This is a genomic window from Senegalia massiliensis (assembly GCF_009911265.1).
In the GTDB taxonomy this organism is placed as follows: domain Bacteria; phylum Bacillota; class Clostridia; order Tissierellales; family SIT17; genus Anaeromonas; species Anaeromonas massiliensis_A.
In genome coordinates this window covers 105,416-118,007 of record NZ_QXXA01000011.1, presented here as the reverse complement: position 1 = coordinate 118,007, position 12,592 = coordinate 105,416, and the positions used below count along the sequence as shown (strand labels likewise).

At 28.5% G+C, this 12,592-nt stretch carries 9 protein-coding genes and 1 riboswitch; all 9 genes read left to right on the top strand.

Annotation, left to right across the window (positions count from 1 at the left end; translation table 11 throughout):
* The first annotated feature begins 11 nt into the window (after positions 1-11).
* A complete protein-coding gene (locus D3Z33_RS10915; RefSeq protein ID WP_160197791.1) occupies positions 12-1,367 on the top strand; it encodes an N-acyl-D-amino-acid deacylase family protein in 1,356 nt (451 codons plus the stop codon).
* A gap of 164 nt (positions 1,368-1,531) precedes the next feature.
* Complete coding sequence (locus D3Z33_RS10910; protein ID WP_160197790.1) at positions 1,532-2,290, top strand: metal ABC transporter ATP-binding protein; 759 nt, start codon at positions 1,532-1,534, stop codon at positions 2,288-2,290.
* The gene (locus D3Z33_RS10905) at positions 2,287-3,099 is read left to right on the top strand and encodes a metal ABC transporter permease (RefSeq protein ID WP_160197789.1); all 813 of its coding nucleotides are present in this window, start codon (positions 2,287-2,289) and stop codon (positions 3,097-3,099) included. Before D3Z33_RS10910 ends, D3Z33_RS10905 begins: the two co-directional genes overlap by 4 nt.
* Before the next feature lie 102 nt (positions 3,100-3,201).
* Positions 3,202-4,437: an MFS transporter gene (locus D3Z33_RS10900; RefSeq protein WP_243153489.1), complete on the top strand. Its 1,236-nt coding sequence runs from the start codon at positions 3,202-3,204 to the stop codon at positions 4,435-4,437.
* A gap of 177 nt (positions 4,438-4,614) precedes the next feature.
* Positions 4,615-9,972 (top strand): SpaA isopeptide-forming pilin-related protein, encoded by a 5,358-nt coding sequence (locus D3Z33_RS10895; RefSeq protein ID WP_160197787.1) that lies wholly within the window; start codon positions 4,615-4,617, stop codon positions 9,970-9,972.
* Between the two features lie 92 nt (positions 9,973-10,064).
* Positions 10,065-10,186, top strand: a riboswitch (FMN riboswitch).
* A 97-nt stretch (positions 10,187-10,283) separates the two neighbouring features.
* Positions 10,284-10,886, top strand: a complete 603-nt coding sequence (locus D3Z33_RS10890) for an ECF transporter S component (protein ID WP_160197786.1) — start codon at positions 10,284-10,286, stop codon at positions 10,884-10,886.
* A gap of 88 nt (positions 10,887-10,974) precedes the next feature.
* Complete coding sequence (tsaE, locus tag D3Z33_RS10885) at positions 10,975-11,463, top strand: tRNA (adenosine(37)-N6)-threonylcarbamoyltransferase complex ATPase subunit type 1 TsaE (RefSeq protein WP_160197785.1); 489 nt, start codon at positions 10,975-10,977, stop codon at positions 11,461-11,463.
* Positions 11,432-12,145, top strand: coding sequence for a tRNA (adenosine(37)-N6)-threonylcarbamoyltransferase complex dimerization subunit type 1 TsaB (gene tsaB / locus D3Z33_RS10880; RefSeq protein ID WP_160197784.1), 714 nt, complete (start codon positions 11,432-11,434; stop codon positions 12,143-12,145). The genes tsaE and tsaB overlap by 32 nt, the downstream gene beginning before the upstream one ends.
* Positions 12,138-12,590 (top strand): ribosomal protein S18-alanine N-acetyltransferase, encoded by a 453-nt coding sequence (gene rimI, locus D3Z33_RS10875; protein WP_160197783.1) that lies wholly within the window; start codon positions 12,138-12,140, stop codon positions 12,588-12,590. Before tsaB ends, rimI begins: the two co-directional genes overlap by 8 nt.
* The last annotated feature ends 2 nt before the right edge of the window (positions 12,591-12,592 follow it).

Sequence of the window (12,592 nt, the reverse complement as noted above, 5' to 3'; positions counted from 1 at the left end):
GAGATGAAAATATGTTTGATTTGAAAATAACTAATGGTGAAATATATGATTTTGATAATAGTTCTAAAGATATATTAGATATTGGAATAAGTAGTGGAAAAATAGTAAAAATAGGTAAAAATATAGGAGAAGCTAAAATTATAATTGATGCAGAAAAAAAGATAGTATCTCCTGGATTTATTGACATTCATATGCATGAAGAAACAATAGGAAATACTATTGATAATGATGATTACGACATAGCTAATAAAATGTTACTTATGGGTGTTACTACTGGTGTTGGAGGAAATTGTGGAATAAATAAGCAATCAATTAAAGAGTTTTATGATTTTGTAGATAAAAATGGTTCTCCTATAAACTATCTTTTATTTATAGGACATAATTATTTAAGAGAACAAGTAGGAATAGAAGATAGGTATAGAAAAGCAACTGATAAAGAAATAGAGCAAATGAAAGTTTTATTAAATGAGGCTATAGATTATGGTGCAATAGGATTATCATTTGGAATTGAGTATTCACCTGGAATAACATTAGATGAAATTGTTAAATTATGTGAACCTTTAAGAGGAAAAGAAGTACTACTTTCAGCCCATTATAGAAAAGATGCTAAATATGCTATAGAATCTGTTAAAGAACTTATAGAGATTTCTAAAAAAACTGGAATACCAATGCAAATATCTCATTTAGGAAGTTGTGCGGCTTACGGTATGATGAATGAAACTTTAGAAGTAATACAAAAGGCTATAGATGATGGTATTGATATTGAAGCAGATTGTTATCCATATGATGCATTTAGCACTTATATTGGTTCAGCTGTATTTGATGAAGGGTGTTTTGACCTCTGGAACAAGTCTTATGACAGTATTTTACTTACTGAAGAACCTTATAAGGGGGTTAGATGCAATAAAGAATTATTTATAAAAGCTAGAAAAGAACATCCTAATATGTTAGTAGTAGCTTTTGTAATGAATGAAGATGAAGTTGTAAGAGCATTAAAATCACCTTTTATGAGCATAGCAAGTGATGGACTATACAATACCTCTCAAGGACATCCTAGAGGAGCAGGTACATTTCCAAAAGCATTATCAAAATATGTAAGAGAAGAAGAGAAAATATCTATGTTAGAAGCTTTAAAGAAAATGACATTAATACCAGCTAAAAGGTTAGGATTAAAATCTAAAGGACAAATAAAATTAAATTATGATGCAGATTTAGTTATATTTGACCCTAAAAACATTCAAGATAAAGCAGATTATTTAAATCCTACATTGCCTCCAGAAGGTATTGAATATGTTATAATAAATGGTGAAATTGTAGCAAAAGATAAAAAAATACTGAAATCACGACTAGGTAAAATTATAAAATAATAATATAAAAAAGAGCTGGTTCATTTTATTATTGAATTAGTTCTTTTTTAATTGTTTAAATTATATCATATTGTCTAGAATATAATATTAGGGTATATTCATATTGACAGCATTTTTCAATCTGATAAAATAGGTATATTGTAAGGAATAAGGAAGGTGAATTGATGAATATCATAGAGGTAAATAATCTCACTGTAAAATATGATAATGTAACTGCTTTAGATGATATAAATATAAAAATTAAAAAAGGTGAATTTTTAGGAGTAATAGGACCAAATGGTGGAGGAAAAACTACTCTTTTGAAATCTCTTTTAGGCCTTATAAAACCAAATATTGGTGAAGTAAAAATAAATGACCATAGACCTATTGGTTATGTACCGCAGTTTAGTAATTTTGATAGAACATTTCCTATAAAAGTATTAGATGTTATACTTCTAGGCAAACTTGAAGGTAAAATTAAATTTCTTCATAGATTCAAAAACACAGATATTAACAAGGCTGAGGAAATAATGCATAGCCTTGGCATATATAAATTTAGAAATAGACAAATATCACAATTATCAGGTGGACAACTTCAAAAGGTACTTATTGCTCGTGCACTTATAATGGAACCTGAAATTATGATATTAGATGAACCTACAGCAAGTTTAGATGCTAATTCTAAAACAGAAATATATAATTTACTTAAAAGGTTAAATGAAGATAAAACTATAATAGTAGTAAGTCATGATGTAGGGGTCATTAATTCTTATATAGATACGGTTGCTTGTTTAAATAAAAAAATGCATTATCATGGTGATGATACAAAATTGAGTAAAAGGACATTAGAAAATGTTTATGGATGTCCAGTAGAATTAATAGCACATGGAAATACTCCTCATAGAGTGCTTCATGTTCATGATGAGGAAGGTGAAGAAATATGATATTAGAAGCATTTAAATATGATTTTTTTACAAATGCTTTTATTGCAGCAATACTCGCAAGTATTGTTTGTGGGATAATAGGTACTATAATTGTAGAGAAAAGACTTGTAATGATGAGTGGAGGTATAGCTCATACTTCCTTTGGAGGTATAGGCCTTGGTTATCTATTGGGGTTTGAACCTATAATAGGTGCATTTTTATTTTCAATTATTGCTGCACTTTCTATATCTACAATAAATAGACGTGCAAAAACTAATTCAGATGCCATAATAGGGATATTTTGGTCAGTAGGAATGTCTCTTGGAATATTTTTTATATCCCTAATGGAAGGATATCCACCAGATATGACATCCTATCTTTTTGGAGATATTCTTACAGTATCAGATTTTTCTATGAACATAATGATTGTAGCAAATATTGTGGTAGTTACTTCTATTGTATTATTATTTAATTATTGGAAATCTTATTTATTTGATGAAGAATTTTCAAGAGTATTGGGAATAAAAACTAGATTTTTAGAGAACTTTTTATTTGTAATGATAGCTTTAACTATTGTAGTATTACTTAAAGTAGTAGGGATAATACTTGTTATAGCTCTTCTTACTATACCACCTGCTATTGCTAAATTATTTACTTATGATTTGAAAAATATGATGATAATTTCCAGTATAATAGGAATTGTATTTACAGTTACAGGATTATTTATATCATATACATTTGATATAGCTTCAGGGGCTACAATAATACTTTTATCAGCATCAACATATTTCATATTAACTATTATTAAGGGAAAAATTTTAAAGAAATAAACTTATTAATCTTGGAGAATACTCTTCAAGATTTTTTTATTAATTGTATTATTATGTATGATATACTTAAAATTAGATATATATTTTAAAGGAGGAATTTATTTGGAAAGCATAAATGAGAAGGAATATAATAGGCGATGGATTATATGGGGAGTACTTGCTCTTTCTTATGTTATAGTATTTTTTCATAGGGTAGCAGCAGGTGTTGTAAGAGAAGAACTTATAAATTCATTTAGTATAACAGATGTAGAATTTGGAAATTTTGGTTCCATGTATTTTTATCCATATATGTTAATGCAAATACCAAGTGGAATACTTGCGGATACTTTAGGCGCTAGGAAAACGGTTACATTAGGAGCCGTATTTGCAGGAATAGGCTCTATTATATTTGGATTTTCTCAAAATATTACTATGGCTTATATTGGCAGGCTTATAGTAGGTTTTGGAGTTTCTGTAATTTTTATTTCAATACTTAAAGTATTATCACAGTGGTTTAAGCCTTCCGAATTCGGAAAAATGTCAGGCCTTACATCTTTTATCGGAAATGGTGGAGCTTTACTTGCCCAATATCCTTTGGTATTACTAGTAGCAACTATTGGATGGAGAAATTCTTTTTCTGTAATTGGATTTATAAGTATTGGTATAGCAATACTTGCCTATATTATAGTAAGAAATAATCCTGAGGATGTAGGGCTTGAGCCTATTGTGATTATTAATGAAAAAGACGATTTAAATATTAGAAGTGGTATCAAAACAGTATTTAAAAATCCACATACATGGCCAAGTTTCTTTGCCATGGGAGGAATTTTTGGTACAGTCATAGCTTTTATGGGTACATGGGGAGTTCCTTATATGATTTATACATATAATATTTCTAAAAGTGAAGCTTCCATATTCACCATGATGATAACAATTGGACTTATGATAGGAAGCTTAGTTATTGGGAATATTTCAGATAAATTAAAGAAAAGAAAATTGCCATTTATAATTTCAACTATAATTTATTTATTCATATGGTTAATATTTATATTTGTAGATCTTGATATAAATTATTTGTATATATTATTTTTTCTTATGGGATTATTTTCTTCTGGATTTATACTTTCATGGGCAATAGCAAAAGAAGTGAATCCTGAGAAATATCCAGGAGTATCTACATCTATAGCTAATATGGGAGGATTTTTGTTTGCAGCAATTATTCAACCACTTATAGGGTATGTTTTAGAATTAAGTAACTATGATTATACTTTAATCTTATATGTTTGTTTAATATTTATAATAATGTCTATGGTATCAATATTATTTATAAAGGAAACTAACTGTAAAAATATTTATTAATTTGAGAAAAGAATTACATTTTAATTATTTTAGTAATATATTACATAATAAATGTTATATCTTAATTAAAACGGGTATAGTTCTAATATCCTATTGTAAATAGGAAATTAGAACCAAGTTTAAAAGGAGGATAGAACTATAACGTTATGTAATATAAAAAAGTAAGGAGAATGTAATATGAAAATGTCATGGACAAATAGCAAGAAATTTTTAGCTGTGCTTTTAGTATTAACATTAGTTCTGCAAATGGGAAGTACTTTCACTTTAAATACTGTATCTGCAGATGAAAATGTTAATACTCAACAGCTTGACGAAGAGATTACAAATGTAAGTAGTCAACAAAAGCTTGTTGATGAACAGCAAAAATCAATTGAATTAGATAATTCTAAGGGTACAGAACCTATAGAAACTGAAGAAAATTTAGAAGAAACTAATTCAAATAAAACAGAGCCTGAACAAAATAATGAAGGAGAAACAGACAATTCATTAATAAAAGCTTCTCAAAGTTCAGAGTCTAAGGATTTAGGTAATATTTTCAGCTCTGTAATTCTCAAAGTTAATGGAAATCAAATATCTACAGATACTACAATTGAAGTAACAGAGGATACTACAATAAGAATAGATTATAATTGGGAATTAGAAGATAGTGTAAATCTTCAATCAGGTGATTGGGCTGAAATTTCAATACCAGATGAATTTATACCATTTTCAGATACAGATGGTGATTTATTAAGTGGTGAAAATATAAAAATAGGTACATACTATTTAAATAAAAATAGTAAAACACTAAGAGTAGAATTTAATGATGAATTAGTAGGAAAACAACAGAGAAGTGGAAATGTATGGTTTAATTTTGAATTCGATTTAGAAGAATTTGAAGATGATACTTCTCAAGAGGTTAAGTTTAATGATAAAACAGATAAATCTTTTACTATTACACTTAAACCTAAAGGTAATAATCCTATAATTGATAAAAGTGGTTTAGCTGATAAAAAAATGAACCCAACTAATATTACTTGGACATTAGATATAAATAAAGGTCTAGAAGAGTTAAAAGGAGTAACAGTAGAAGATGTTCTTCCAGAAGGAGTAGAACTTGAAAATATAGAAATATATGATCTTACTATTGGTTATGATGGAAGTATAACTGGTGAAAAACCTAGTACTGATAAAAGTGCAACTAAATTTCCAATAGATTTTGGAGATATAAATAGTGCATATAGTATAAGATATACTACAAAAATAACTGATAATAGTAAATTATCATTTACAAATGAAGCTACTATAAATAGTAATGATGGACCTCATACAGATAATGCCACAGTAGAAATTACTAGAGGAAACTATATAGAAAAGAAAGATGGAATAGCTAATAAAGACTTAGATGCAACTGAGATTAATTGGGTTATAAATGTAAACGAATCTGAAGACACAATTAATAATGCTAAGATTATAGATCAATTACCGGATGGATTAACTGTCCAAGAGGGTACTATAAAAATATATGAATTGACTTTTGATAATGCTGGTAATGAAGTAATAGGTAATGAAATAAAAGATAAAATTATAACTAATAATGGAGATAACTTTGAAATAGCATTAGGAGATATAAATGAAGCTTATCAAATTAAGTATACTACTGATATAGACTATAGCAAAGTAAATAGTGGTGAATACCAACAATCTAATAAATTCATAAATAAAGCTACTTTAACAGCAAGTAATATAGAACAAAAAGAAGATACTGGTGAAGTTACAATTAAAAGAGATAGTCTATTGAAAAAAAATGGTGACGCTGATATAGATTATAATAATAAAACAATTGAATGGACTATACATGTAAATAAAGCTAATGCTAATATCAAAAATGTAAAAATAACTGATACAATTGGTGAAGGATTAGAATTAATAGAAGATAGTTTCATAATAACTGATTCTAGTGGAAAGGAAATTACAAATCCTAAACCACAAGTAACTACTGATGGATTTACAATAGATTTTGGAAATATAGATTCATCATATAAAATTGTATATAAAACAGAAATAACTAATTATGATCAAGTAAGTTTTGAAAATAAAGCAAAACTTACTGGTGATGGAATTGGTGTAGGTGATATTACCGAGGAAGCAAATGAAGAACCTGAAATATCAAATAACTTTAATAAAAGTGCAAAAGACATTAATTATAAAGATAAAACAATGAGTTGGGAATTAAAGATCGATCCTAAAAAAGGTAAGATAACAGATCTTAAAATAGTAGATACATTCCCCAATAATGGGTTAGTGTTTTTAGAAGATAGTTTAGTGTTTAAAGGATTTGATAAAGAATTAGAAAAAGGTACTGACTATACTATAATACCTAATGGTAGTAATTATGGTGAAGGTTTTATATTGGAATTTAAAAATACAGTGTTACCACTTGAAGGAAAAGAGTATTCTATATCATATAAAACATCATTTGATCCAGATGATAAGCATCTTACAGAAAATACTGGCTCAGATAAAAGTATATATAAAAATAAGGCAGAGTTTATAGGAAAAACTGAGTATAACGGAAAAACTGTAGATTTCAAAGAACCAAGAAAAGCAAGTCATAAAATAAATGACACAGCAACGAACAATGGTAAGAAGTCAGGTAAACTTAATAAACCAGAAAGAAAAGTTGATTGGAAATTACATTTAAACTATTTATCTAAAGACTATACAGGTAGTGAATTTGTAGTTGAAGATACATTAAGTGAGGGTCAATATATAATAGATTTAGATAGTATTGTAATAAAAGAATATAGTGTAAATCCTGATGGGACTATAGATGAAACAGGACAAGTCTTAACTACTGATTCATATACTATAAAAGGAGTAGGAGAAGAAGGAAAATATACAGGCTTCAACCTAACATTCCATGGTGGTATAGATAAACCTTATTTAGTAGAGTATACTACTAATATAGAGGGCATATCAAAACCTAATTATTCTAATTCTGCAACTGTTAATAAGGATAAAACTTATACTGCAGAGGTAAAGTATCCAAAATCCAACAGTTTTGTAGTAAAGGAAGGCGAAGGTATAGAAGGTAATACTGTTTATACTGATGATGAAATAAACTGGAAAATTACTATAAATGAATCCTTATCAGAAATTAAGCCAGGCTCAGTATTTATAGATACAATAAGTTCAGGCCTTGTATATATTCAAGATAGTTTGAAAATATATGATAAATCAGATAATAGTGAATTAGTAAAAGGTGAAGATTATACATTAAAAACTAATGATTTAGCTAATGATGAAACTGAATTAAAAATAGAATTTTTAAATAGCATAAATTCAGTCTATGAAGTTAAATATGATACAGTTGTAATATCTGAAACAGGTACAGTTAAAAATAATGCAAGTTTCTCAGGATCAGAACAAAATATAGACCAAAATGATTCTGTAGAGTATACAGCTAAACAAACTTCAGGTGGATCAGGAAGTGGAGTTAATAGAGGTTCTATATTAGTAGAAAAGAAAGATGGAGAATCTGGAGATTTATTACCTGGAGCAGAGTTTGAGTTGTATTATCTGTTAAATGGTGATGAAAAGATAGTTGAAACAAAAGCTACTGATAAAAACGGAAAGTTAGTTTTTGAAGGCTTATCATATAGAACATATTATTTAAGAGAAAAAGCAGCACCAGATGGATATGAAATAATTGATGAAGAGGCAATAGAAATAAAAGTAGATTCAACTAATCAAATAAAACAAACAATAGAGAATCTTAAAAAAGGATCTTTATCAATAGTAAAGAAAGATGGTTATACGGAATCACCATTATCTGGAGCAGAGTTTAAGATAACAAGTGAAGATGGGACATTTGAAAAGACTTTAAAAACAGATAATGACGGTAAGGCAAATATAAGCAATTTACCAAGAGGTAAGTATACTCTTAAAGAAACAAAAGCACCAGAAGGTTATGTGCTAGATGAAACTATTCATGAAATAAATATAAACTCTGAAACATTAAATATAGAAAAAACTATTCAAAACTATAAAAATGCTTCTATATTAATAGTTAAAGATGATGGTTATACCGAATCACCATTATCAGGTGCAGAGTTTAAGATAACAAGTGAAGATGGTACATTTGAAAAGACTTTAAAAACAGATGATGAAGGTAAAGCAAGTGTAGATAATTTAAGAAGAGGTAATTATACTATAGAAGAAACAAAAGCACCAGAAGGTTATGAATTAGATGATACGAAGCATCAAATAGAATTAAATGATGAAAATCTAAATTATACTCATAAAGTTTCAAATTTCATGAAAGCATCAATATCAATAGTTAAAAAAGATGGCTATACAGAAGCACCATTATCTGGAGCAGAATTTAAGGTAACAAATGAAACAGGAACAGTAAACGAAATTCTAACAACAGACGAAAATGGTGAAGCAAGCCTTGATAACTTAAGAAGAGGTAAGTATACTATAGAAGAAACAAAAGCACCAGAAGGATATATTATAGATGAAACAAAACATGAAGTAGAATTAAATGCTGAAAACTTAAATTATGAGTATGAAGTATCAAACTTTATGAAAGCATCAATATCAATTAATAAGATAGATGGAGATACTGAAGAACCTCTATCAGGTGTGAAGTTTAAGGTAACAAATGAAGCTGGAACAGTAGATGAAGAGCTAGTAACAGACGAAAATGGTTATGCAAGTCTTGGTGATTTAAGAAGAGGCGAGTACATTATAGAAGAAATAGAAACAAAAGAAGGATATGTACTAAATGAAACAAAACATAAAATAGAATTAAATTCTGAGAACTTAAATCCAGAAATGACTATTAAAAACTTTAAACATGGTTCAATAATTATAAACAAGATAGATGGAGATACAGAGGAGCCTCTATCTGGAGCAGAGTTTGAACTAAGAGATAGTGAAGGAAACTTAGTAGAAACTCTAGTATCAGATGAAAATGGTCAAGCAGGTATTGGTAGCTTACCAAGAGGTAAGTATACTATTCAAGAAATAAAAGCACCAGAAGGATATGAGTTAGATGAAACAAAATATGAAGTAGAGTTAACTGCAGATGAATTAGATATCCAAAAGACAGTTGAAAACTTCATGAGAGGATCTATTAATATTCTTAAAGTAGAAAAAGACACAGATAAAGTACTATCTGGAGCTAAATTTGAATTAAGAGACAGTGAAGGAAACTTAGTAGAAACTTTAGTAACAGATAAAGAAGGAAAGGTAAGTGTTAACGATTTAATAAGAGGAGAATATACAATACAAGAAATTGAATCACCAGAAGGATATGTATTAGATAAAACTAAGCATAAAGTGGAAATCACTTCTGATAATTTAAACTTAGAATTAGAGATTGAAAATGAACTAGAAGATTCTAAAGTTGCAGGAGCGGATGATTCAAATAAAGATGGCTCATTACCACAAACAGGTGAAAAGAGTAGTTTATCATTTTATATAACAGGATTAACACTTATATTAATTGGTTTCTTTATGGCAAGAAAGCATAAACTATCTCTTTAAATAAAAACTAGAAGGAAGTTTCCTTCTAGTTTTTTTATTGACAAACTAATAACTATATATTATAATTAAGTTAACAAAAATAAAAAATAATAGTTAATCTTCAGGGCAGGGTGAAATTCCCGACCGGCGGTAAAGTCCGCGACCCATATGAAAATATGGTTGACTTGGTGAAACTCCAAGACCGACAGTAAAGTCTGGATGGAAGAGGATTAAGTATGATACATACTTAATTATGTAGAATTTAAAGCCCTTGGAGTTTTCCAAGGGCTTATATTATCTACCTGAAGAAACTAACACAGGAGGTAAGTTAAATGTTGGCAACTAAAAAGAAAGTAAATACAAAATATCTTACAAAAACAGCAGTGTTATCAGTATTAGCATTTTTAATTATGTTTATAGAGGTACCATTATGGTTTGCTCCACCATTTTTAAAGATCGATTTTAGTGATATACCAGCTTTGATAGGTGCATTTGCTTTAGGACCAATGACAGGAGTTGTTATTGAACTACTTAAAAATATTTTAAATCTTGCACTTGAAGGTACAGCTACAGCAGGTGTAGGAGAGCTTGCCAATTTTATAGTAGGTAGTTTATTCGTATTTACTGCAGGAATAATTTATGAAAAGGGAAAAAGTTTTAAATCAGCTGTAGTTGGGTTATTAGCAGGAACTATTGTTATGACCATTGTAGCAGGTATTGCAAATTACTTTTTCTTATTACCTTTTTATTCAAAGCTATATGGATTACCAATAAGTAGTTTTGTGGAAATGGGATCTGCCCTTAATGGTTTTGTAAAAGATGTAGAAACACTTGTTATATTTGCAATAACACCTTTTAATATTGTAAAAGGTATACTAATTTCCGCTATAACTATACCATTATATAAGAGAATATCACCGTTACTTCATAAATAACCAAAGCTAATTGCTTTGGTTTTTTCTTGTATATAATGGGCAATAATTATATAATACATATTAGGATTAGGAAAGGAAAAGATTAAATATGATAAGAATAATTACAGAAAGTACAGAACAAACAGAAAGATTAGGAAAATTAATAGGTAGTTTATTAAACTCAGGAGATATAATTTGTTTAGATGGTGATTTAGGTGCAGGAAAAACTACACTTACTAAATCTATTGTAAAGGGTTTAGGCGTAGATGAATATGTAACAAGCCCTACATTCACTATAGTAAATGAGTATGAGGGAAAAGTACATGTAAATCATTTTGATGTTTACAGAATATCAGATGTAGATGAGATGTATGATATAGGTTATGATGAATATATGGATTCAGAAAGTGTAAATATAATTGAATGGTCATCTATTATAAAGGAGATACTTCCAGAAGATAGGATAGAAATAAATATAGAAAGATTAGAAAAAGATAATAAAAGAAAGTTTAATATAAACTCGATAGGTGAAAGATATAAAGATTTAGTTGAGGAGTTGAAAAAATATGAAGATACTAGCAATAGAAAGTTCCTCTAGAGTAGCAACATGTGCAGTAATGGAGGATGAAACTTTATTAGGTGAATATATAATAAATGACAATATGACTCATTCAGTGAAATTAATGCCTAGCATAAAGACACTTATGGATAGTTTAGATTTAAAACCGGAAGATATTGATATATATGCAGCAGGAGTAGGTCCAGGCTCTTTTACAGGTCTTAGAATAGGATTAGCAAGTATTAAGGCAATGGCACATGCTCACAATAAAAAGACAGTAGGAATACCAACAATGGATGCTTTAGCATTTAATATACCATTTGGAGATGGAATTATAGTTCCAATGATGGATGCTAGACGTGATAGAGTATATACTGGAATATATAAATGGGTAGATGGAAAATTTAATATATGTATGGAACAGGATGTTTTAGAATTAGACAATATAATAGAAATACTTGAAAAAAGAGATGAAGATATAATTATAAATGGGGATGTAGAATCTAAATATGGAAGCATATTAAAAAACAGATTAGGTGATAGAATAATATTTTCAACTGTTTCTACAAGAATGCCAAGGGCATCATCAATAGCAGAACTTGCATTTAGAAAAGTGAAAAATGGTGAATATATAGATTATAAATTATTGGTCCCTGACTATTTAAGAAAATCTCAAGCAGAGAGACAATATGATGAGAAGATGAAGAAAAAAGATGAATAGTATAGTGATTAGAAATATGGAATCTGAAGATATTGATAATATATTAGAATTAGAAAATATGTCATTTTCAACTCCATGGTCAAAAGAATCATTTATAAAAGAGATAAAAGAAAATAAGCTTGCAAGATACATAGTGGCCAAAAATGATACTAAAATAGTTGGTTATGGGGGAATGTGGCTTATACTTGATGAAGCTCATATTACAAATATTGCAGTTCATCCTGAATATAGAGGAGAAGGGGTAGGGACTAAACTATTAAATGGACTTGTAGAAATATCTAAAGAAATGATGATAAAAAGGATGACACTTGAAGTAAGAAAGTCTAATGATCCTGCTATAAAATTATATAAAAATAATGATTTTGTAGAAGTGGGAATCAGACCTGGATATTATTCTGATACAAATGAAGATGCAATTATTATGTGGAAAGAAGTTTTATTTTAAAA

Bases quoted from the DNA above. Each gene is read 5' to 3' on its own strand.
- D3Z33_RS10915 (WP_160197791.1), top strand. From the start codon at position 12: ATGTTTGATTTGAAAATAACTAATGGTGAAATATATGATTTTGATAAT.
- D3Z33_RS10910 (WP_160197790.1), top strand. From the start codon at position 1,532: ATGAATATCATAGAGGTAAATAATCTCACTGTAAAATATGATAATGTA.
- D3Z33_RS10905 (WP_160197789.1), top strand. From the start codon at position 2,287: ATGATATTAGAAGCATTTAAATATGATTTTTTTACAAATGCTTTTATT.
- D3Z33_RS10895 (WP_160197787.1), top strand. From the start codon at position 4,615: ATGAAAATGTCATGGACAAATAGCAAGAAATTTTTAGCTGTGCTTTTA.
- D3Z33_RS10890 (WP_160197786.1), top strand. From the start codon at position 10,284: ATGTTGGCAACTAAAAAGAAAGTAAATACAAAATATCTTACAAAAACA.
- tsaE (WP_160197785.1), top strand. From the start codon at position 10,975: ATGATAAGAATAATTACAGAAAGTACAGAACAAACAGAAAGATTAGGA.
- tsaB (WP_160197784.1), top strand. From the start codon at position 11,432: ATGAAGATACTAGCAATAGAAAGTTCCTCTAGAGTAGCAACATGTGCA.
- rimI (WP_160197783.1), top strand. From the start codon at position 12,138: ATGAATAGTATAGTGATTAGAAATATGGAATCTGAAGATATTGATAAT.